This is a genomic window from Bergeyella porcorum, from assembly GCF_042427575.1.
Lineage (GTDB): Bacteria > Bacteroidota > Bacteroidia > Flavobacteriales > Weeksellaceae > Bergeyella > Bergeyella porcorum.
The window spans coordinates 1-21,056 of the sequence record NZ_JBHMFD010000016.1 but is presented as its reverse complement, the minus strand read 5'-3'; the positions used below and the strand labels follow the sequence as shown (position 1 = coordinate 21,056).

General features: G+C 38.9%; 22 protein-coding genes. 13 read left to right on the top strand and 9 right to left on the bottom strand.

Annotation, left to right across the window (positions count from 1 at the left end; translation table 11 throughout):
• The first annotated feature begins 64 nt into the window (after positions 1-64).
• The 7 genes from ACFFUE_RS10065 (at position 65) to ACFFUE_RS10035 (ending at position 7,138) form a co-directional block, all read left to right on the top strand.
• Complete coding sequence (locus tag ACFFUE_RS10065) at positions 65-2,203, top strand: TonB-dependent receptor (protein WP_376834996.1); 2,139 nt, start codon at positions 65-67, stop codon at positions 2,201-2,203.
• Between the two features lie 123 nt (positions 2,204-2,326).
• Complete coding sequence (locus ACFFUE_RS10060; RefSeq protein ID WP_376834994.1) at positions 2,327-2,857, top strand: hypothetical protein; 531 nt, start codon at positions 2,327-2,329, stop codon at positions 2,855-2,857.
• 77 nt (positions 2,858-2,934) lie between these two features.
• The gene (locus tag ACFFUE_RS10055; RefSeq protein ID WP_376834992.1) at positions 2,935-3,588 is read left to right on the top strand and encodes a CBS domain-containing protein; all 654 of its coding nucleotides are present in this window, start codon (positions 2,935-2,937) and stop codon (positions 3,586-3,588) included.
• 3 nt (positions 3,589-3,591) lie between these two features.
• Positions 3,592-4,458 (top strand): NAD kinase, encoded by an 867-nt coding sequence (locus ACFFUE_RS10050; protein WP_376834990.1) that lies wholly within the window; start codon positions 3,592-3,594, stop codon positions 4,456-4,458.
• A gap of 79 nt (positions 4,459-4,537) precedes the next feature.
• On the top strand, positions 4,538-5,605 hold the full coding sequence (gene fbaA / locus ACFFUE_RS10045) for a class II fructose-bisphosphate aldolase (RefSeq protein ID WP_376834988.1): 1,068 nt from the start codon (positions 4,538-4,540) through the stop codon (positions 5,603-5,605).
• A gap of 82 nt (positions 5,606-5,687) precedes the next feature.
• A complete protein-coding gene (accD, locus tag ACFFUE_RS10040; RefSeq protein WP_376834986.1) occupies positions 5,688-6,539 on the top strand; it encodes an acetyl-CoA carboxylase, carboxyltransferase subunit beta in 852 nt (283 codons plus the stop codon).
• A gap of 65 nt (positions 6,540-6,604) precedes the next feature.
• Positions 6,605-7,138: a DUF6973 domain-containing protein gene (locus tag ACFFUE_RS10035; RefSeq protein ID WP_376834984.1), complete on the top strand. Its 534-nt coding sequence runs from the start codon at positions 6,605-6,607 to the stop codon at positions 7,136-7,138.
• Positions 7,139-7,379: 241 nt separating this feature from the next.
• On the opposite strand, the gene ACFFUE_RS10030 is transcribed toward ACFFUE_RS10035, so the two are convergent.
• Entirely contained in the window at positions 7,380-8,204 is an 825-nt protein-coding gene (locus tag ACFFUE_RS10030; protein ID WP_376834982.1) for a GLPGLI family protein, read from the bottom strand.
• A 146-nt stretch (positions 8,205-8,350) separates the two neighbouring features.
• Between ACFFUE_RS10030 and ACFFUE_RS10025 the strand changes: the two genes are divergently transcribed.
• From ACFFUE_RS10025 to ACFFUE_RS10000, 6 genes are read left to right on the top strand one after another with little or no spacing between them, the layout of a single operon-like run.
• A complete protein-coding gene (locus ACFFUE_RS10025; protein ID WP_327983605.1) occupies positions 8,351-8,680 on the top strand; it encodes a HesB/IscA family protein in 330 nt (109 codons plus the stop codon).
• Between the two features lie 58 nt (positions 8,681-8,738).
• Positions 8,739-9,128 carry a four helix bundle protein gene (locus tag ACFFUE_RS10020; protein WP_376834980.1) on the top strand — a complete coding sequence of 130 codons (390 nt, stop codon included), beginning with the start codon at positions 8,739-8,741 and terminating at the stop codon, positions 9,126-9,128.
• A 50-nt stretch (positions 9,129-9,178) separates the two neighbouring features.
• On the top strand, positions 9,179-10,627 hold the full coding sequence (sufB, locus tag ACFFUE_RS10015; protein WP_512699042.1) for a Fe-S cluster assembly protein SufB: 1,449 nt from the start codon (positions 9,179-9,181) through the stop codon (positions 10,625-10,627).
• A 58-nt stretch (positions 10,628-10,685) separates the two neighbouring features.
• On the top strand, positions 10,686-11,426 hold the full coding sequence (gene sufC, locus ACFFUE_RS10010; protein ID WP_376834975.1) for a Fe-S cluster assembly ATPase SufC: 741 nt from the start codon (positions 10,686-10,688) through the stop codon (positions 11,424-11,426).
• 53 nt (positions 11,427-11,479) lie between these two features.
• A complete protein-coding gene (gene sufD, locus ACFFUE_RS10005) occupies positions 11,480-12,757 on the top strand; it encodes a Fe-S cluster assembly protein SufD (protein ID WP_376834973.1) in 1,278 nt (425 codons plus the stop codon).
• A 52-nt stretch (positions 12,758-12,809) separates the two neighbouring features.
• Complete coding sequence (locus ACFFUE_RS10000) at positions 12,810-13,343, top strand: hypothetical protein (RefSeq protein ID WP_327983603.1); 534 nt, start codon at positions 12,810-12,812, stop codon at positions 13,341-13,343.
• A 433-nt stretch (positions 13,344-13,776) separates the two neighbouring features.
• Here the strand turns inward: ACFFUE_RS10000 and ACFFUE_RS09995 are convergent, their stop codons facing one another.
• From ACFFUE_RS09995 to ACFFUE_RS09960, 8 genes are all read right to left on the bottom strand, one after another.
• On the bottom strand, positions 13,777-14,397 hold the full coding sequence (locus ACFFUE_RS09995; RefSeq protein ID WP_376834971.1) for an outer membrane beta-barrel protein: 621 nt from the start codon (positions 14,395-14,397) through the stop codon (positions 13,777-13,779).
• A gap of 8 nt (positions 14,398-14,405) precedes the next feature.
• Entirely contained in the window at positions 14,406-15,209 is an 804-nt protein-coding gene (locus ACFFUE_RS09990; protein WP_376834969.1) for an ABC transporter ATP-binding protein, read from the bottom strand.
• The gene (locus ACFFUE_RS09985; RefSeq protein WP_376834967.1) at positions 15,209-15,961 is read right to left on the bottom strand and encodes an MlaE family ABC transporter permease; all 753 of its coding nucleotides are present in this window, start codon (positions 15,959-15,961) and stop codon (positions 15,209-15,211) included. Before ACFFUE_RS09985 ends, ACFFUE_RS09990 begins: the two co-directional genes overlap by 1 nt.
• Before the next feature lie 23 nt (positions 15,962-15,984).
• Positions 15,985-17,340: an exopolysaccharide biosynthesis polyprenyl glycosylphosphotransferase gene (locus ACFFUE_RS09980; RefSeq protein ID WP_376834965.1), complete on the bottom strand. Its 1,356-nt coding sequence runs from the start codon at positions 17,338-17,340 to the stop codon at positions 15,985-15,987.
• A gap of 8 nt (positions 17,341-17,348) precedes the next feature.
• Positions 17,349-17,978 (bottom strand): 7-carboxy-7-deazaguanine synthase QueE, encoded by a 630-nt coding sequence (locus ACFFUE_RS09975; protein WP_376834963.1) that lies wholly within the window; start codon positions 17,976-17,978, stop codon positions 17,349-17,351.
• Between the two features lie 38 nt (positions 17,979-18,016).
• The gene (gene folD / locus ACFFUE_RS09970; protein ID WP_376834961.1) at positions 18,017-18,895 is read right to left on the bottom strand and encodes a bifunctional methylenetetrahydrofolate dehydrogenase/methenyltetrahydrofolate cyclohydrolase FolD; all 879 of its coding nucleotides are present in this window, start codon (positions 18,893-18,895) and stop codon (positions 18,017-18,019) included.
• Positions 18,896-18,967: 72 nt separating this feature from the next.
• On the bottom strand, positions 18,968-20,614 hold the full coding sequence (gene pgi / locus ACFFUE_RS09965; protein ID WP_376834959.1) for a glucose-6-phosphate isomerase: 1,647 nt from the start codon (positions 20,612-20,614) through the stop codon (positions 18,968-18,970).
• 197 nt (positions 20,615-20,811) lie between these two features.
• Entirely contained in the window at positions 20,812-21,027 is a 216-nt protein-coding gene (locus tag ACFFUE_RS09960; RefSeq protein WP_376834957.1) for a hypothetical protein, read from the bottom strand.
• Between the last annotated feature and the right edge of the window lie 29 nt (positions 21,028-21,056).

Genomic DNA, 21,056 nt, shown 5'->3' with positions numbered 1-21,056 from the left:
ACTTAAACATTGAATAATTCATAATCACCCCTTTTATTCAATTAATCTTAAAACCATTAAAAGAATGAAAGGTATTTTTATTTTAGGACTTTCCGTAAGTTCCTTTTACTTCGTGAATGCACAAAAGGTGCAAGACTCCATCAAAACGAAAGACATTGAGACCGTTAATTTCACCAAACGGTTGCCCGTTTCCAAGGAAATCATCAATGTAGAAAAAGACTTAAAGTCTAAAAACTTAGCCCAAGACCTCCCCATCTTGCTCAAAAACCAAATGTCTGTGGTTTCCACTTCGGATGCAGGAAACGGCGTGGGCTACACAGGATGGCGTATCCGTGGCTTAGATGGCTCACGCATCAATGTAATGCTGAATGGCGTACCGTACAACGACTCCGAATCCCAAGGCACTTTCTTCGTGAATGTCTCAGACCTCGCCTCCTCTTCATCTAATATTTTAATACAAAGAGGCGTGGGAACCTCTACCAATGGCGTGGCATCCTTCGGTGCTAGCGTAAACATCAATACCAAAAATCCTGACGACAAAGCCTACGCCCTCACCAACCAATCTTACGGTTCTTTCAACACCCGAAGACACGCCTTTGAAGTGGGTTCTGGCAAATTTTGGAACAATAAACTCTCTGTGATGGGGCGTTACTCTATCACCAAATCTGACGGCTATATTGATAGAGCGTTTTCCGACCTCAATTCCTACAACTTCACCGCTTTGTTTGAAGATGGTAATACCAAACTAAGACTAATGACCTTCGGTGGAAAGGAAAAAACCTATCAAGCGTGGAACGGCATCTCGGTGGAAGAGTTTGAGAAAAACCCCAGAAAAAACACCTCTGGCGTTCTCTACAATAGCGATGGCAGCATTGCAGGATACTACGATAACGAAACCGATAACTACCGCCAAAATCATTATCATTTGCTTTGGGAACAGAAGCTCAGCACAATATGGAATTTAGAAACCACCCTGCACTACACCAAAGGCAAAGGCTACTATGAAAATTACCGCCAAAACGATAGGCTGAACCGCTACCTCATACAACCTTTTGTATGGAACGGCAGTACCATCTCTCGTACAGATTTAATTCGGTACAAGTGGCTAGACAATGATTTCTACGGTGTTATTTCAAACCTTTATGGAAAACTCAACACCCTTGACCTCAACTTTGGACTCATCGCCAACCGATACAAAGGAGCTCACTTTGGCAATATTTCCTCTGTAAAAGATTATGGCAACAACATCCCAAATCATCACGAATATTACCGTAATATGGGATACAAAAACGAAGTATCAGGCTACGCCAAAGCCCTCTATAAATTAGGAAAGTTTGATTTCTTTGCAGACCTTCAGCTCCGTTCTATCGATTATAAGGCGGAGGTACTCCTCAACCCTGCCGAAGGTGGCGAAGTGAAAACCAACTGGCTATTCTTCAACCCAAAAGCAGGAATGAATGTTGCCATCTCAAAGGGAAAAATCTATCTATCCTATGCTCACGCTCATAGAGAACCCAATAGAAGAGACTTGCTGGACAACGCAGAAATTCGCCCAGAGAAACTTCACAACATAGAACTCGGGATAGAAAAACAACTTGGCAATTGGCTATCTTTCAGCTCCAATGCTTATCTAATGTACTACAAAGACCAATTGGTACTTAGCGGAAAAATCAATGATGTGGGAGGAATGGTACGCGAAAACTCTGGCGAATCTTATCGCCTTGGGCTAGAAACAGGCGTCGCTGCAAAACTCAGCTCCCAGTTTACCCTTGCTGGGAATGCTACCCTCAGCCAAAATAAAAACCTCAACCATATTGTAGAAAGCACGGATGCCAATGGAGCTACGGTTTACAACAATCTGGGCAATACCACCATTTCTTTCTCGCCTAGCTTTATCGGAAACCTCTCTGCTACATACAGTCCTGTACCTCATTTTAGCGTTACCCTAAGCAATCAGTATGTAGGAAAACAGTATCTGGACAATACAGAAGATGCTCAGCTAAAACTCCCAGGATACAATGTATTAGATGTTTTAGCCAATTACCAACTGAAAATTTCCCGCTACGATTTAGGGCTGAATCTAATGGTTAATAATCTTCTTAATCGAAAATATGCTAATAATGGCTATGTTTATGATGGAGCAATGGTCTATCCACAGGCGGGCACCAATTTTATGCTCGGAATGACACTGAAGTTCCAGTAAAATAATTTCTCCTAATATTTTTTTCTATATTTTCCACTTCCGCCGTTTTTCATCCAATGAAGAGCGGCGGTTGTTGGATTTAGGGAGGTGGGGTATTATGAAGTTAAAAAGCTAGGAGGTTAGATGGTTAAAAGGTATAAAGCTGACCTATTTCCTTACGGAATGAGGCTAGACCTAGATGGGGCTAAGGATTTCCCACTCGGAATGAAGCTAGACCTAGATGGGTCTAAGACTTTCCCGCTCGGAATGAAGCTAGACCTAGATGGGTCTAAGACTTTCCCGCTTGGAATGAAGCTAGACCTAGATGGGTCTAAGACTTTCCCGCTTGGAATGAAGCTAGACCTAGATGGGTCTAACGATTTCCCACTCGGAATGAAGCTAGACCTAGATGGGTCTAACGATTTCCCACTCGGAATGAGGCTAGACCTAGATGGGGCTAAGACTTTCCCACTTGGAATGAAGCTAGACCCTGTAATTTTTTCAATTTGTCTAAAGCCTTTTAGGGAATCCTCCTTGAAAGTCGGGTTAAAACCCGACCCTATTGAAAACTTTGAATCTTTTAGATTAAACGCAGAAAACGCATTACCCTTCGCTCAAGATAATATTTCGAGGTTTTTCTTTACACAATTTAAAAGCTTATCGCTTATCGCTTAAAGCCTAACGCTCAATTTAGAATAAAGATGACAGAAATCAATATATCGCAATGTTGATTTTTTTATTATCTTAGCCTAATGTTTATTCAGGACTATATTTCAAAGGATTTTCCCGCGTTTCGCATCTCAGATTCTATAGAAGAGGCTTGCGAAACGGCTAAAGAATTTGGCTATTCACATGTTTTTATCACCAAAAACAATGCGTATGCAGGTGCTCTTAGCCAGAGTTTTTTAGAAGAAAGCCCAGAGGGCAACTTGGGCAGTTTGGAAATTCATTTTGAGAAATTTGCCATTGTAGAAGATGGTAATATATTAGACACCATCAAGCTTTTTCATAGTTTTTATGCCAATGTAGTTCCCGTTATAGGAAAAAATGAAAACTATGTGGGCTACATCTCTTGTGATGATATTTTCAGTGAATTTTCAAAATATCCACTGTTTTCAGAAAATGGAGCGGTACTCACGGTTCAGACCAATACCCCACACTATTCATTAGCCGAAGTTACCAAAATTGTAGAAGGCAACAATGCTAAAATCTATGGTTGCTATGTGAGTGGCTTTAACGAAGATGGCGTTTTGATTACACTAAAAATCAGCGGAGAGCATCTGGCTTCCATAGACGAAACCTTTGAACGCTATGGCTATAGCGTGGTGCATAAACATTACGAAGACGAAAAAGAACAACTGATGAAAGACCGCTTTGGCTTCTTTCAAAAATATTTGGAAATTTAGACTATGGTAGCAGCAATCTATACTCAAAAAAGTGATTTAGACACCTTTCTCTACATCAGTAAATTCATCTCCGAATTGGATAGCAGAGGTATAAAGACCATCTTGCATACCGAAATGGCAGAAGCGATGCAGTTTTCTAAGCAATTTACAACTTTCAGTTGCAAGGAAGATTTGCTATCAGAAAATGCACAGATTCTTTTCACCTTCGGGGGCGATGGCACTTTGGTTACGGCATTGCTCTTCATTCAGGATACCAATATCCCTATAGTGGGAGTTAATATCGGGCGACTTGGTTTCTTGGCGAGTTTTACCAAAGAAGGCGTCTTCAAGGAGTTAGACAACATCCTGAAAGGAGAGGTAAACATCTCTAAAAGGTCTGTAATAGAAGTGGTTTCCCCTAAGAGCGAGGATTTCTTCCCATATGCCCTCAATGATATTACCATTTCCCGTAGAGAGACCACCTCTATGATTACGGTAGATTCTTATATCAACGATGAGTTTCTCAATGTCTTTTGGGGCGACGGCGTTATTATCTCTACCCCTACGGGTTCCACCGCCTACTCTCTCAGCTGTGGTGGCCCTATCATCTCTCCAGAGAACGACAACTTCGTCATCACCCCCATAGCCCCTCATAATCTGAATGTAAGACCTCTCATTGTAAAAGATGATGCCGTATTCCGATTAAGAGTAGAAAGCCGCGTACCACAGTATTCGCTGTCATTAGATTCTCGGCTAATACACATAGATACCGATGTGGAATTGGTTATCCAAAAGGCAAACTTCAGCATTTCATTAATCCAACCTAAACATTTAAGCTTCTACGAAACCATCAGGCAAAAATTACTTTGGGGAAAAGATAAAAGAAACTGATGCTTTTTTGGTTTAAAATCCTTAACTTTGGCTAAATAAAAAAATTTAAATTAATTTCATCTTAAAAAAAGTAAAAATTATGAGCAGAAAATTTCCGGCAGGTGTTGCCACAGGACAATTGGTTACAGACATTTTCCAATATGCAAAAGAGAATAGATTTGCCCTTCCGGCAGTTAATGTCATCGGCTCTAGCAATGTTAATGCAACGCTAGAAACCGCAGCAAAGCTTAATTCTCCTGTTATCATCCAGTTTTCTAACGGCGGTGCTGCTTACAACGCTGGAAAAGGTCTTAGCAATGATGGGCAAAAAGCAGCCATCTTAGGAGGCATCGCTGGTGCTAAGCACATCCACACCTTAGCAGAGGCTTATGGTGCTACGGTAATCCTTCATACCGACCATTGTGCTAAAAAACTTCTCCCTTGGATAGACGGGCTAATGGATGCCAACGAAGAGTTTTACAAGCAAACAGGAAAATCCCTTTACTCTTCTCATATGCTAGACCTTTCTGAAGAGTCTTTAGAAGAAAATATGGACATCTCTTGCCAATATTTTGAAAGAATGGCAAAACTAGGAATGACCTTGGAAATTGAATTGGGTGTAACAGGTGGTGAAGAAGACGGCGTGGATAACACAGGAGTAGATTCTTCTAAACTCTATACTCAGCCAGAGGAAGTGGCATACGCATACGAAAGGCTAAAAGCCATCTCTCCAAACTTCACGGTAGCCGCAGCATTCGGGAATGTTCACGGGGTTTACAAACCAGGAAATGTGAAACTAACACCGAAAATCTTAGATAATTCTCAGAAATTTGTACAAGAAAAATTCGGTACAGCAGAGAAGCCTATCAACTTCGTATTCCACGGTGGTTCTGGCTCTTCTTTGGAGGAAATCAGAGAAGCGATTGACTACGGTGTTATCAAAATGAATATTGACACAGACCTTCAGTTTGCTTACACAGAAGGCATCAGAGACTATATGTCTGAAAAAGCAGAATACTTGAAAGCTCAAATCGGAAACCCAGAGGGTGATGATAAGCCAAACAAAAAATTCTATGACCCAAGGGTATGGGTAAGAAAAGGAGAAGAAACTTTCTCTAAGAGATTGGTACAGGCTTTTGAAGATTTGAACAACATCAATACTTTGTAAAAGTTTTTTTGTCCATTAGATTTTCAGATTTCTTATCTTTGGGGTCTGAAAATCTATTTTTTTAATTTAAAATTGTACATCAATGGCATTTGATTGGTTTAAAAGAAAAGCAAAAAATATCACCACTTCTACAGACGAGAAAAAAGATGTCCCTAAAGGACTATGGCACAAAACCCCTTCAGGGAAGATTGTAGAGCACGAAGAACTTCGTAGAAATAATTTCGTTTCTCCAGAAGATGGTTTCCACGTAAGAATAGGCAGCAAAGAGTTTTTTGATTTATTCTTTGATGAAAGCAAATACAAAGAGCTTGATACCAAAGTGGAAAGTGTAGATATGCTTTCCTTCAAAGATACAAAATCTTATACCGACCGCCTTAAGGAGGTGAAAGCCAAAACAAAACTTAACGACTCCATCAGCAATGCTGTAGGAACCGTAAGTGGACAAAAGATGGTTATCTCTTGTATGGATTTTGCTTTCATCGGAGGCTCTTTAGGCTCGGTAATGGGTGAGAAAATCCGAAGAGCGATAGACTATTGCATCAAGAACAAACTTCCGTATATGATTATTTGCCAATCGGGAGGTGCTAGAATGCAAGAGGCCGCTCTATCACTAATGCAGTTGGCTAAAGTACAAGCAAAACTGGCTCAGCTTTCAGATGCTGGTCTGCCGTATATTGCCTATCTGTGCGACCCTACTTTTGGAGGAATTACCGCTTCTTTTGCTATGACGGCAGATATCATTATGGCAGAACCGGGAGCTCTGATTGGCTTTGCTGGCCCAAGGGTAATCCGTGAAACTATTGGTAAAGACTTACCAGAAGGATTCCAAACCTCCGAATTTCTATTAGAAAAAGGATTTGTAGATTTCATTGTGAAAAGAACGGAGGCGAAAGATAAGGTAGCACAGACTGTAGCCTTGCTTACCAATGCTTAAAAAGAATTAACTTAAACCAATAAAACTAGCCCGATACTTTTCTAAATCGGGCGTTTTTTATTTCTATGAAACCAATTATCATTTTCATCCGTGCAATAAAATCTTTATCTTTTCAGAAGGTTATAACCCTGCTGAGCCTCGTGTTAAAACATCCTTTATTCTCTATTCTCAGTTTCTATGCTACGCTGAAAACCTTTGCCTTAGCCAAGAAGTTTTTCCCTAAAACCAATTCCAACAGTGGCATCGGCAATGCTTTTCGCCACGCCTTGTGGTGTTGTCTGATTCCGATGTATTGTTGCAAAATATCGTCTCCCAAAAAATCATTAGACTTCTGTAAAAAAATTACCGACCTGCACGAGGAGCTTTTCCCCAACGAACCATTGGAAAAGAAAATGGACTTGCATAATAATACAGTGGGAATGATACTTTTTGAGGAAATGCTCAAAGGCATCCACCGTCAGTTTTTTGAAACCCAATTTTTTGTTGAAGAATTATTTAAAAAAGTAAAAACCGCGAAAGTTCTCAATCACATTAGCGAAGACCACGGCGATAGCTTGGTGTATATAGATGAAACGCAGGGTTTTTGCAAAAAGGATTAATCTCTCCAAAAAGTAGCCATATCCTAAATTACAGATACTCAATATGAAATTTATACTTTTTTCAGTAGGGAAGCTCCTACATTAAGGGATTTTCCAAATGTAAAAACTTATGCTATAAAACCAACTTCTTTCCCAGAAGATTATTGGCTAAATCCTGTTTATGATTTGTATGAACAGGCTAAAATTCCAATTTTAGAATTTGATGATAAATAGAATTTAGGGATTTAATTTTTTTTGAGTATCATTTTTTCTCTGGCAACTCAATAGGATTGTTGTTCTTGGCAATCTCTTCTTTGATTCTGTTTTCCATTTCTCGCATTCTATTAGGATCTGGCTGTCTATTGCCACTTGGTCTGCCACCTCCCATCATTGCACCATTAAAAAACGAAGAAGGATCTTTCTGAAACTTATCTTGTTGTTTTTCAAAATCTTTACGCTTTAGTTTTACAACAGTTCCTCTTTGCTGAGTGCTGGCTAGAGCTTCTATCTTTTTGCTCTCCCTCAAGTCAAAACTATAATCCCCTTGCTCATCTTCCACTTTTAAAACCAATCCCGGAAGCCCAGAAAACTTATAAGGACCATCTTGAAATGGAATATCCATCGTAAACCAAGCATTCCAAACCCTACCGGCAAAGGTAGTACTGGCTTTTTGAGCTTTGTATTGGTCTATCATCATTGTTTCAGGGAGGATTTTCCATTCTAGGGCTCTATCTTCTTCGTAAGTATAGACATCTCTACCAATCCTTTGCTTGTGCGATGTTTTTTTATTAATCAAATCCTTTTCAATAGTATAATTGATATTAGAACGGAGGGCATCCATCTGCTCTCTATTGAAAGAAAAATTATTCGTGGCTCGCATTCGTTCCATTAAAGAATCTCTTTTAACACTTTTTTCCGAAACGAATACCGATTTTTCTGGCGTCACATCTAAGTAAGCCAATTCGGTTTTCACATCAGATTTATCATTTGCATTTGGTTTCATTGTTACCTGATACACAAACCTTGTTGCCTGCGAGAATGCCAGTGCAGAAACAGACAAGCTCAGTAATACGATTATTTTTTTCATTAAAGGTCTATTTCTTGCTTAGATACAGCGATGGGGAATAAGTTAAAATTTATCAATCGCGAAGATAGGCAAAAAGAAAAGGCAAATTTGAAAATCAACCGAATAGTTTGTACTTTTGCAATCTAAAATCATTCTAATTAAAAACAATGATAAAAGTTTCTGACCAAGCCAAACAAAAGGCGATACAACTAATGACAGAAGATGGTTTCAATGCTGAAACCGACTATATAAGAGTGGGCGTAAAGAGTGGCGGTTGCTCTGGATTGGAATATGTTCTAAAATTTGACAAAGAAAAAAACGACTCCGACCAAGTTTTTGAAGATAATGGCATCAAAATAATTGTGGATAAAAAATCTATTCTTTATCTTGCAGGCACTACTTTGGAATACTCTGGTGGGCTCAATGGCAAGGGCTTTGTCTTCAACAATCCCAACGCCGCCCGAACCTGCGGCTGCGGCGAGAGTTTTTCATTGTAGCTAGTTCAAAGTTTAAAATTTAAAGTTCAAGGTTGTTGGTATAAACTTTAAAATTAAAATGGGAACTATTAGTAGATTTGAAGATCTAGAAATTTGGCAATTATCAAGAATATTGTGTAATGATGTTTTTAAGATAATTGAAGAAACTCCCTTGAAGAATAATTTTAGACTTTGGAATCAAATGGATGGAGCATCGGGCTCTATTATGGATAATATTGCTGAAGGATTTGAACGAAACGGAAATAAAGAATTTATCCAATTTTTGTCCATAGCAAAAGCATCTTGTGGGGAAGTTAGGTTTCAGCTTTACAGAGTGAAAGACAGAAACTTTATAGATGAAGAAACATTTGATGCACTTATGAATCAAACTTTGGTTTTAAGCAAAAAGATAAGTGCATTTATTAATTATTTAAAAAATAGCAAAATGAAAGGTTCTAAATATCAATAAACGATTAAATATTGAACCTTAAACATTGAATATAGAATTTTGAACATTGAATAATGAAATATACCGAAGACGATTTAAGGGAAGACCTTAAAAATAAAGAATATGAAGCTGGGTTTTACACGGATATTGAGTATGAGGACTTTCCTGCGGGATTGAACGAGGATATCATCCGTGCAATTTCTGCCAAAAAAGAAGAACCGGAATGGATGACGGAATGGCGACTGGAATCTTTCCGAATTTGGCAAAAAATGGAAGAACCTGATTGGGCGAACATTAAATACGAAAAACCTGATTTTCAAGCTATAAAATATTATGCCGCCCCAAAGAAAAAACCAGAATTAGAAAGCTTAGACGAGGTAGATCCAGAGCTTTTGAAAACCTTTGAAAAACTGGGAATTTCCCTTGATGAACAGAAAAGACTCACGGGCGTTGCCGTAGATGTGGTGATGGACTCTGTGTCTGTAGCAACCACCTTCCAAGAAACTTTGAAGGAAAAGGGCATCATCTTTTGCTCCATTTCGGAGGCGATACGCGAGTATCCAGATTTGGTGAAACAATACATCGGGAAAGTAGTGCCGAGAGGTGATAACTTCTATGCAGCACTCAATTCTGCAGTATTTTCAGATGGTTCCTTCTGCTACATCCCCAAAGGGGTAAGATGTCCAATGGAACTTTCTACCTATTTCCGTATCAATCAAGCGGGTACAGGTCAGTTTGAAAGAACTTTGGTGGTAGCAGATGAGGGGTCTTATGTATCGTATCTGGAAGGCTGTACAGCTCCATCGCGTGATGAGAACCAACTGCACGCTGCGGTGGTAGAACTTATCGCTATGGAAGGGGCAGAAATTAAGTATTCTACCGTTCAGAATTGGTATCCTGGAGATGAAAACGGAAAAGGAGGCGTTTACAATTTTGTAACGAAGCGAGGGCTTTGCGAGAAAAATGCAAAAATCTCTTGGACTCAAGTGGAAACAGGTTCTGCGGTAACTTGGAAATATCCAAGCTGTATTTTGAAAGGCGACAACTCCATTGGGGAATTTTACTCCATTGCAGTTACCAATATGCATCAGTATGCCGATACGGGAACAAAGATGATTCACATCGGGAAAAACACCAAATCCACCATTATTTCCAAAGGAATTTCTGCTGGTAAATCCAACAACTCTTATAGGGGATTGGTAAAGGTGATGCCCTCGGCAAAGGGAGCGAGAAATTTCTCTCAGTGCGATTCTCTTCTGATGGGGAACGAGTGTGGGGCTCATACTTTCCCTTATATTGAAATCAAAGACCCATCAGCACAATTGGAGCACGAGGCTACAACTTCCAAGATTGGGGAAGACCAAATCTTCTATTGCAACCAAAGAGGTATTGATACAGAAAAAGCCATCGCATTGATTGTTAATGGCTTCAGTAAAGAAGTCTTGAACAAATTACCAATGGAATTTGCTGTGGAAGCACAGAAACTATTGGAAATCAGCCTAGAAGGTTCTGTGGGGTAATAAAAAATTAATTAAAATAATTGTCTAAAATATTCTGACAATAAAAAAATAAATTAAAATGCTTAACATAAACAATTTACACGCTCGAATAGAAGATGGCGTAGAGATATTGAAAGGAATTAATTTGGAAATAAAACCCGGTGAAGTTCACGCCATTATGGGACCAAACGGAGCGGGAAAATCTACGCTTTCCTCGGTTATTGCAGGGAAAGAAGATTATGAAGTAACGGAAGGAGAAATTCTTTTCGAGGGAGAGGACATCGTGGAAGATGCTCCTGAGGAAAGAGCTCACAAAGGGATTTTCTTATCGTTCCAATATCCTGTGGAAATCCCAGGGGTGTCTAATACCAACTTCATCAAAGCGGCAATTAACGAAACGCGTAAAGCCAACGGTTTAGAAGAGATGCCAGCGAAGGAAATGCTTGCACTTATCCGCGAAAAATCTGAGCTTTTGGGAATGAAAAAAGAGTTCCTTTCTCGCTCTTTAAACGAAGGGTTTTCTGGAGGTGAAAAGAAAAGAAATGAAATTTTCCAAATGCTGATGCTCAATCCTAAATTGGCGATTTTAGATGAAACCGATTCAGGATTGGATATTGATGCCCTTAGAATTGTTTCTGAAGGGGTAAATCATTTCAAAAACGAAGGCAATGCAGTGCTATTGATTACGCATTATCAGAGACTTTTAAATTATATTCAGCCTGATTTCGTTCACGTTTTAGCAGACGGAAAAATCATCAAAACGGGTGATAAATCCCTTGCTTTAGAATTAGAAGATAAGGGCTATGACTGGTTACTTTAATTTTGAGATTTAATAAAAAAGAATTTTTAAGTCTCGAATAAAAAAGAAGAGTTATGCTATTAGAACAAATTTTAGAAAAAAAATCTTCACTTTCTGGTGAGAAAAATGTGGCTTTAGAAAAATTTCTAAGTTTTGGATTTCCTACAAAAAAAGATGAAGAATACAAATATACCAACCTAAAGGAAATTACGGAGAAGCAATACAACTTTCATCCGAAGACCTCTCATAATATTACCAAAGAGCAACTCAATCAATTGCATCTGGGCGAGGAAAATTTTGATTGGATTGTTTTCGTTAATGGAAAACTCCACAAGGAATTGTCCAAAGTTTCTATAGAAAATGCAGAATTTCTCTCTTTGGAATATGTTCAAAATCAAGAGCAATATCAGCCTATTTTGAAGCAGTACTTTAATACGATTGCCAATCCAGATTTGGCTTTTACCAATTTGAATTTCGCATTTCAAAACCTTGGCTTCTTCCTTCATATCCCTAAAAATACAGTGATAGAAAAGCCTATACATCTGTTTTATCTTTCTCAAAATCAGGAAGAAAATACATTTTATAATGTAAGAAACCTCCTCATTGCCGAGCAAGGTTCCAAGGTGGAAATCATTGAAAGTCATCATAATTTTGATGAATCTTTTACATTAACCAACTCTGTAACAGAGATTTTTGTAGATTCTAATGCAAAGGCAGATTGGCATAAACTCCAAAACGATAGTGCTACTTCTTACCTTATAGACCATACTTTTGCGAAGCAAGAAAGGGATAGTTTGGCTACCGTAAACACCTTTTCTTTCGGAGGGAAATTAGTGCGTAACAATCTGGATTTCATTCACAATGGAGAAAATATCAACTCGTTTATGAATGGCGTTACCATCATTGGAGGAGAGCAGTTGGTGGATCATCATACCGCCGTGCATCACAACCAACCAAATTGCGAGAGCTACCAAAATTATAAGGGAATTTTCAAGGATAAGGCTCACGGTGTGTTTAATGGTAAAGTTTTTGTGGATAAAATTGCACAAAAAACCAATGCTTATCAGCAGAATAACAATGTATTACTAAGCGAAGGAGCTACAATAGATACCAAGCCTCAGCTGGAAATCTTTGCCGATGATGTAAAATGCTCACACGGCTGTACAGTAGGACAACTGAATGAGGATGCCTTGTTTTATCTCCGTGCAAGAGGAATTTCCAAGAATGAAGCTCAGGCACTTTTGCTTTACGCTTTTGCTAATGATGCAATGGAAAATATTGATATTGAACCTCTAAAAGAGAAAATATCAAAGCTCCTTGCAGAAAAATTAGAAGTCAATATTGAATTGTAAACCATTAGAAAATCTGCATCTTTTACAAGGTGCAGATTTTTATCTTTAAGAGATGAACCTTGATACTTTTCAGAGCCATATCAAAGCCTATACGGCTCACCATCAGATTTTAGACGCTGCTTATTTTCTCACCCGTTCATTTGGGCTGGAACATAGCAATTTTGCAGGATTTGATTTCCGTCCAGAAGTTTCTGAAAACACCATTTTGCTCACAGCAGAAGGCAATTTGGGAGACAAGCAGACGGTGAAAATTCCTAAGAATCTTTTTGATTTTGACCTTAGCCTTGTTCTTAATATGATTGCCCACGAAATGCTTCACGTAAGGCAGAAAGCACCAGAATCTTTGGTGGAAGATAAAAATGAACGCGAGTGGCAGGCATACACAGAAATGCTTTTCCATACCGCTTTTCCCAATATTCCAGACGCTCCAGATTTTAATAGGAAACAATTTGCATTAAAGGCATTAGAATATTATAAAAGAATGGGAGAAGGTAGTGTATTGCAACAAAAATATGCGGAAGAAAAACTGAAAGTAGAAGCCCTTTTGAAAGATATTTTAAAGCGAAGAGGCGAAGCTGAGGGGTGACAGTTTCACTGTAAAGATAGGAATAATATAAAACGAGAGAGTTCAGAAATCGAACTCTCTCTATAAAATAAAATTTAATAAATCTAGTTTACCTTATATTGAAGTTCTTTTTCAGACAGAACTTCTTTTACTTCTACCTCTGTGCTATCTTTTAATCTCCTTATTTTGTAAGATACAGGAGCTGCAGAAGATACTAAATCATCAATACTTTAGTCTAAACGCACGAAATTTATAATCTACTAATAACTAACGATTTATACTTCAGTTACTTTCTACAAAAGTAATCAAGGTTAAAATATAATGATTTGATATTCAATGTGTATATTTATCAAGTGTCTTCAAAATACAATTTAGTACGTTTAACCTAAAAATAAAACTCTCCAAATAGTTAGACATTATTGGAGAGTTTTTTAGTTTGAATAATGGGTTTTAATTAAAACGCATATCCCACCCCTAGTATCAGCATACTTGGACGACTATCATAGCGAACCACATAATCACCAAAAGCGGTATTGGTGAAGTCTCTTTGGTCTTTGGTGAAAGCTCCTTCATATCTCGCATTGATGATGAGTTTCTTTATCTGAGCTTGAGCACCAAACTGATAGCCTACCGTAAAATTATTCTTCACATTTTCTACAAAATCGTTATAGGTATTGTCTTTAGCTAGGTTGTAGCTCATCACTGGTCCTATAAACGCTCCTAATGTTTTGCCTAAAACATTGTACCCTACCAATACTGGAACATCTACGCGGCTGCTTTTGGCTTCGATGGTGGTATTGGTAACCTTGTCTGTAAATTCATTGGTAAAACTAGTGTAGTAAATCTCTGGCATTACAAATAAAGCCGTAGGCAAATCTATCTTTGCAGACAAACCTACATTGAACCCTACATTGTTTTTTCCTTTAGCTTCGTAAGCGTTCTGTGCCGCTTGTACGGTATTTTTCCAAGTTCCGTCCTGTGTCGGGAAAAGCAAATTCGCCTTTCCTGAAAGTGTTACCTGTGCAGAGGCAACTACCGATGCACCTATCAGTGCTGTACAAAATAACTTTTTCATTGTTGTCATTATTTTTCGGGTGTTGTATATATATTTTCTATTGATGTCTTATCATTGCTCAGCAGGTAATCTCTCAATTCCTTGAAGAGCTCTGAAGAATAAACGAAATCTAATAGGTTTTTATTTTTCGCCGTAATCACATTGTCTTTACTTCCTTCCCATTCTAGGATGCCTTGCCTTAGATAGACAATCTTTTGCCCTATAGTCATCACCGAGTTCATATCGTGGGTATTGATAATGGTAGTGGTATGATATTTCTCTGTAATTTCTACAAGGAGGTCATCTATAACATTAGAGGTATAAGGGTCTAATCCCGAGTTGGGTTCATCACAGAAGAGGTATTTAGGATTGTTCACAATGGCTCTGGCAATGGCTACACGCTTTTGCATCCCTCCAGAAATCTCAGAAGGAAACTTTTGTCCTGCATTTTCTAGATGAACATTATCCATCACCTCTTGGGCTCTTTCTTTTTTCTCACGAGCAGAAAGGTTGGTGAACATATCCAGCGGAAAGGTAATATTTTCTTCCACCGTAAGGGAATCAAAAAGGGCACTTCCTTGGAATACCGTTCCTATCTCAGAACGCAAGATTTGCTTTTCTTCCCTTCCCATCTTCGTAATGTCTCTTCCATCAAACAAAATGGTGCCACTAGAAGGCTCGTGAACATTAAGAAGCGATTTCAAAAAAACCGTTTTTCCTGAGCCACTTTGCCCAATGATGAGGTTTACTTTTCCTGTTTCAAATGTGGTGCTGATGCCTTTCAAGACTTCTACGCCATCAAAACTTTTCTTTAAATTCTTTACTTCTATCATCAGCTTAAAATCATTTGGGTTAACAATAATTCAGAAATAATGATGAACACCATAGTCCATACCACCGCTTGTGTACTGGCTCTACCCACTTCTAGTGAACCACCACTCACATTATAACCGAAGTAAGCAGGTACTGTGGCAATGATGAAAGCAAATACCGCTGTTTTTATAAAAGCGTAGTAATAGAATAGATTAGGCATATACATTTGGATTCCAGAGATATAATCTGCAGAGGTCCAATTGCCTGTGATTTGCCCAGCAAGATACCCACCAAAAATACCTACCACAAGGCTCAGCGCTATCAGTAGAGGATTAAACACCACGCACGCTAATATTTTGGGTAAGATGAGAAAATTAGGAGAGTTTACTCCCATAATATCCAAAGCATCTATCTGCTCTGATACCCTCATTGCCCCAATACTAGAAGCAATATAAGAACCTACTTTACCTGCCAAAATTAGACTGATAATGGTAGGAGAAAACTCTAAAACCAATACCGCCTTGGTAGCATACCCCACAAACGGCGTAGGAATAGGAAAACTAGAAGCACTAAAGTTATTATACATCTGTATGGCCACAACTGCCCCCACGAAAATGGAAGTAAAGACCACCAAGCCAAAGGAGTTCACACCCAAGTCGTGAATCTCCCGCATAAAAAGTTTCCAGAAAACACTGCCTTTCTGAGGGCGTCTGATGGCTTTCCCCATCAGTAGAAAATACTCGCCTAAAGCGGTAAGAAATTTTTTTGTCATACTGCGAAAGTAATAATTTTTTATTAATGGGCATTGTTATCCCCTTCTATAATCAATATAATGGTTTTTAAAATAATAACTATATCTAAGCTAAAACTCCAGTTTTTCACATAAAAATAATCTGATAAGATGCGTTTTTCCATCTCGTACATCATATTGGCTTTCTCCCCTCGGAAGCCACTCACCTGTGCCAAACCCGTTAGCCCAGGTTTTACGGCACTTCTTATGCCATACTTTTGGATTTGAGGTTTATACCAATCATCTACCATTATCATATGCGGGCGAGGTCCTACTACCGACATATCCCCCAAAAGGATATTGATAAACTGCGGCGTCTCATCTAAGCTGGTTTTTCGCAAAAATCTACCTATCTTCGTGATTCTATTATCTTGATTATCAAAGATGTTAGACTGATTACTGCACCGCATTGTTCGGAATTTGATACAATTAAAAACCTGACTTCTATAGCCGTATCTTTTCTGTATAAAAAAGATAGGCCCCTTGCCATCTATCTTGATGAGCAACGCTACCAAAGGGTAAAGCCAACTCCCTATCAGTACAATAAAGCTTAATGAAAAAACAATATCAAAAATCCTTTTTATCAATTGGTTACTATAAAAATCCAAAGGAAACCTGATGGGGTTAAGAACCGGTAAAGATTCTATATAGGCCAATTCGTAAGAAAAATACTCGTTATCTGCTACATTAGGAACCAAGACAATCTTCACCCGATGGGTTTTGGCTTCCTCAAAAATTTTAGCTTGTAAACCTTCTTCAAGAATGGGTTCCGAAGGCATAAATAGGGTATGGATTCCATTGTTTTGCCAGAAATCTTTCAGCAAAGCGGGGCTTATACTAGAATCTTTAAAATCAAATATTTTAAATCCGTAATCTTTCCTTTCTCTGATGGTTTGTTCCAAGATTTTCATTGAAGCACTATGCCCCAAAAACATCACATTTCTTACATTAATCCCCTTACTACGAGCATATTTTAGAAAGAAAAACACCAATGATTTTATAAAGAATATCACGGCAAAAAAGATACCTCCTACTCGATAGAGGTTTTCTTTCAGAAAGTGATTTTCCACCACCCGAGACAGCAAAGCGGCCATCATCATAAAAATGAACAAATGAGTAAAAAACCGCTCTAGATAATTGGTAAAGGTAAGACTACGCTTCACCTGATACAGCCTTGTTTTTCCGCTAAGCAATACCCAAAATACAATTAGTACCAATAAAATAATGGCGTTATGTTCCTGTTCTGCTATACGAAAGGCATACTGACTAAGGTAAATGAAATAGAAAACCGCAACAAAAACTACGATGTCCAAAAGAATCATAGCGGGTTTAAAATAAATGGAAAACCGTAGTCTTTGCATAATGGCGATTAAGGGATATTCAGATACTTATGCGTTTGCACAGAAGCCTGCCACTGAGGGTGTTCTAAGATAAAATCGGTAATTTTAGGATACATTTCATCTCGCTTACTCCATTCGCTCTGCAAGTAGAGTTTGCATTGTGCCGAAACCTTCGCTGCTTGTTCCTGAGCAAATTTAAAATCGTGCTGGTTAAAAACAATCACTTTCAGCTCATTGGCTTTAGAATAAATCTCTTCCAATGGCAAGCCTGTTTTTTTAGGCGACAGTGTAATCCAGTCCAATTGCCCACTCATAGGATAAGCTCCAGAAGTTTCTATATGAATCGTGCAGCCTAAGTCTTTCAGTTTTTGAGTGAGGATATTCAGGTTCCACATTAGAGGTTCTCCACCTGTTAATACTATGGTTTTAGAATGCTTGGCGGCGGTCTCTGCCACTTGCTCCGCATCTAATAGAGGGTGCAGCTTTGGGTCCCAGCTTTCCTTCACATCACACCAGTGGCATCCTACATCACATCCTCCTAATCGGATGAAATAAGCAGCCTTTCCTGTGTGGGCACCCTCACCTTGTATAGTGTAAAAATGCTCCATTACGGGGAGCATTTTACCTTCTTGTAATAATGTTTCGTTGTTTTCTATCATTTTTTTCTCTCTGTGATGGACCTCATCACAGCACAAAATTATTTATTATATCGCTTGTATGCAAGCAATGTATTTTTCATCAGCATTGCTCGGGTCATAGGGCCTACTCCTCCTGGCACAGGCGTTATCCAGCTGGCTTTTGGCTCGCAGGTTTCATAGTCCACATCGCCTTCCAGATGGTAGCCTCTTTCGCCGTCATCTTCCACACGGGTAATGCCTACATCTACTATCACGGCACCTTCTTTTATCATATTCCCTTTAAGGTATTTTGGTGCTCCTAAAGCTACAATGATAATATCTGCCTTCTGAGTGTATTCTTCTATATTGGGAGTATGGCTGTGTACCAATGTAACGGTAGCATCACCTGGATTCCCTTTGCTGCTCATCAGGATACTCATAGGGCGACCTACTATTCTGCTTCTTCCAATCACTACGCAATTTTTCCCTCTGGTATCAATGTCATAGCGTTCCAAGAGGGTCATAATGCCGTAAGGCGTTGCGGGCAGAAAGGCGTCCATCTCTAGTGCCATTCTTCCAAAGTTTTCTGGATGGAAGCCATCTACATCTTTTTTCGGGTCTATGGCATTGATGATTTTCTCTTGGTCCATTCCTTTAGGAAGAGGCAGTTGAACAATAAAGCCGTCTATTTCAGGGTCGTTATTCAATTTTTGAATCTCTGCTAAAAGTTCCTCTTCTGAGATGGTATCTGAAAACTTTAATAACGAAGACCCGAAGCCAACTTCTTTACAGTCTTTCACTTTGCTGTTAACATACGCCTTGCTCGCTCCATTTTCGCCTACCAAAATGGCAGCCAAATGAGGGGCTCTTTTCCCGGATTCTACTATTTTGGTTACTTCTTCCTTTATTTCCTTTTTGATGTCTTTGGACACTTTCAGTCCGTCTAGTATTTTAGCCATTATGTTTACTTTTAGATTTATTTCATTACTTTTACTTTCATTTCATTACTTTTTGTGCTAAAACCATTACTTTTAGGATTTCCGATGTGCCTTAAAGTAATTAATCAAGCCATTGGTAGAGCTATCGTGAGAAGTAATATCTTCTTCTGAACTAAGCTCTGGTAATATCTTCCCTGCTAATACCTTACCCAGCTCCACGCCATATTGGTCAAAGCTGAACACATTCCAGATAATCCCTTGTACAAATATTTTATGTTCATAAAAGGCAATAAGCTGTCCTAAAGAGAATGGTGTAAGGGCATCAAACAAAAAGGAGTTGGTAGGTGTGTTGCCTACAAACACTTTATGATTCAGAAGACGCTGTACCTCTTCTTCAGATAGGCTAGAGGCTTCTAGCTCTGCTTTTGCCTCGCTTTCAGTTTTACCAAAGGCTAAAGCTTCGGTTTGAGCAAAGAAGTTTGCCAATAGTTTTTCTTGGTGGTCTGCTACCTCATTGCAAGACTTCACATACGCCAAGAAATCTGCGGGGATAAGCTCCGTTCCCTGATGAATCAGTTGGTAGAAAGCGTGTTGCCCATTGGTACCTGGTTCGCCCCAGATGATAGCCCCAGTTTCATAATCTACAAACGCTCCGTTTCTATCCACAGACTTGCCATTACTCTCCATATCGCCTTGCTGTAAGTAGGCTGCAAACCTATCCAGATACTGAGAATAAGGTAAAATGGCATAGGAAGAGGCAGCGTAGAAATTGCGATACCATACACCCAATAAGCCCATCAGGACAGGGATATTGTCTGCAAAATCTGTGGTTTGGAAATGCACATCGGTATCATAAGCCCCCCTAAGGAGTTGTTCAAAATTGTCATACCCCACTGCTAATACAATACTAAGCCCTATGGCACTCCAAAGCGAATAGCGACCGCCTACCCAATCCCAAAACTCAAAGGCGTTGCTTTCATCAATACCGAATGCTTTTACTGCTTTTAGATTGGTAGATAGTGCCACAAAATGCTTGGCAACATCTTGCTCTTGCCCTGCTTTCAAAAACCAATCCTTTGCAGAGTGGGCATTGGTCATTGTTTCTTGGGTGGTAAATGTTTTAGAAGCAATGATGAATAGTGTGGTTTCTGGGTTCAGGTTTTTCAGCGTTTCGGCAAGGTGGTTGCCATCTACATTGGAGACAAAATGAACATTAAGCCTTGTTTTAAAATGTTTTAGTGCCGAGCAAACCATCACAGGCCCTAGGTCTGAACCGCCAATGCCGATATTCACCACATCGGTAATTTCTTTTCCACTAAATCCTTTATGCTCCCCAGAAATCACTTTTTCTGAGAAGGTTTTCATCTGATGAAGCACGCGTTTTACCGCAGGTTTTACATCTTCGCCATCTACCATTATCTTGCTCTCTGAGAAATCTCTCAAAGCGGTGTGCAATACGGCTCTACCTTCGGTTTCATTGATTTTATCCCCTGCAAACATTTTTGCAATAGCGTCTTTCAGCTGGCATTCTTCTGCCAATTGTAAAAGCAACGCTTTGGTTTTGGCATTGATTAAGTTTTTGGAATAGTCAAACAGTAGCCCGTTGCCTTTCACTGAAAAGGTTTCAAATCGCTGAGCATCTTGCTGAAAGAGGGTTCTTAGGTCAAAGTTTTGTTCTTCTATATGCTGGTAAAGTTCTTGCCAAGCGGCTGTACTAGTGGGATTTACTTTTGGTAACATTGCATTGATGGTTTTTAATTGGATATACTTTATTGAAATTAAAACCTAATTTCAAAGGGCAAATTTACGGAATAAACCCCAATTCTGCAGTAGGCGTTGAGCAATAATTCTATTTAGCATTCAGGGGGATACCAAACCCAGCAAGACTTTTTTTAATTTAGCTAAAGCCTTTTGGATAAATCATCTCAAAAGTCGGGTTAAAACCCGATTCCGCAGTAGGCGTTAAGCTGTAAGACATAAGCTTTTAAACTATTCAAAAAAAGGGTTCGGATTGTCAGTCTGAGCCAAGTAAGAATGTCTTTTTCTTTGTTTGCTATCACCCCTTGCATAAACTTTTTACGATTGTCTTTTTCAAGAATACAAAAATCAAGAGTATCTTTAGAAACATCAATACCAATAATAAAATTTTTCATAAATTTGGATTTAGGAAAACAACTCTGAT

Excerpts from the sequence above, each read along its gene's own strand:
- ACFFUE_RS10065 (WP_376834996.1), top strand. The coding sequence starts at position 65 with ATGAAAGGTATTTTTATTTTAGGACTTTCCGTAAGTTCCTTTTACTTC.
- ACFFUE_RS10060 (WP_376834994.1), top strand. The coding sequence starts at position 2,327 with ATGGTTAAAAGGTATAAAGCTGACCTATTTCCTTACGGAATGAGGCTA.
- ACFFUE_RS10055 (WP_376834992.1), top strand. The coding sequence starts at position 2,935 with ATGTTTATTCAGGACTATATTTCAAAGGATTTTCCCGCGTTTCGCATC.
- ACFFUE_RS10050 (WP_376834990.1), top strand. The coding sequence starts at position 3,592 with ATGGTAGCAGCAATCTATACTCAAAAAAGTGATTTAGACACCTTTCTC.
- fbaA (WP_376834988.1), top strand. The coding sequence starts at position 4,538 with ATGAGCAGAAAATTTCCGGCAGGTGTTGCCACAGGACAATTGGTTACA.
- accD (WP_376834986.1), top strand. The coding sequence starts at position 5,688 with ATGGCATTTGATTGGTTTAAAAGAAAAGCAAAAAATATCACCACTTCT.
- ACFFUE_RS10035 (WP_376834984.1), top strand. The coding sequence starts at position 6,605 with ATGAAACCAATTATCATTTTCATCCGTGCAATAAAATCTTTATCTTTT.
- ACFFUE_RS10030 (WP_376834982.1), bottom strand. The coding sequence starts at position 8,204 with ATGAAAAAAATAATCGTATTACTGAGCTTGTCTGTTTCTGCACTGGCA.
- ACFFUE_RS10025 (WP_327983605.1), top strand. The coding sequence starts at position 8,351 with ATGATAAAAGTTTCTGACCAAGCCAAACAAAAGGCGATACAACTAATG.
- ACFFUE_RS10020 (WP_376834980.1), top strand. The coding sequence starts at position 8,739 with ATGGGAACTATTAGTAGATTTGAAGATCTAGAAATTTGGCAATTATCA.
- sufC (WP_376834975.1), top strand. The coding sequence starts at position 10,686 with ATGCTTAACATAAACAATTTACACGCTCGAATAGAAGATGGCGTAGAG.
- sufD (WP_376834973.1), top strand. The coding sequence starts at position 11,480 with ATGCTATTAGAACAAATTTTAGAAAAAAAATCTTCACTTTCTGGTGAG.
- ACFFUE_RS10000 (WP_327983603.1), top strand. The coding sequence starts at position 12,810 with ATGAACCTTGATACTTTTCAGAGCCATATCAAAGCCTATACGGCTCAC.
- ACFFUE_RS09995 (WP_376834971.1), bottom strand. The coding sequence starts at position 14,397 with ATGAAAAAGTTATTTTGTACAGCACTGATAGGTGCATCGGTAGTTGCC.
- ACFFUE_RS09990 (WP_376834969.1), bottom strand. The coding sequence starts at position 15,209 with ATGATAGAAGTAAAGAATTTAAAGAAAAGTTTTGATGGCGTAGAAGTC.
- ACFFUE_RS09985 (WP_376834967.1), bottom strand. The coding sequence starts at position 15,961 with ATGACAAAAAAATTTCTTACCGCTTTAGGCGAGTATTTTCTACTGATG.
- ACFFUE_RS09980 (WP_376834965.1), bottom strand. The coding sequence starts at position 17,340 with ATGCAAAGACTACGGTTTTCCATTTATTTTAAACCCGCTATGATTCTT.
- ACFFUE_RS09975 (WP_376834963.1), bottom strand. The coding sequence starts at position 17,978 with ATGATAGAAAACAACGAAACATTATTACAAGAAGGTAAAATGCTCCCC.
- folD (WP_376834961.1), bottom strand. The coding sequence starts at position 18,895 with ATGGCTAAAATACTAGACGGACTGAAAGTGTCCAAAGACATCAAAAAG.
- pgi (WP_376834959.1), bottom strand. The coding sequence starts at position 20,614 with ATGTTACCAAAAGTAAATCCCACTAGTACAGCCGCTTGGCAAGAACTT.
- ACFFUE_RS09960 (WP_376834957.1), bottom strand. The coding sequence starts at position 21,027 with ATGAAAAATTTTATTATTGGTATTGATGTTTCTAAAGATACTCTTGAT.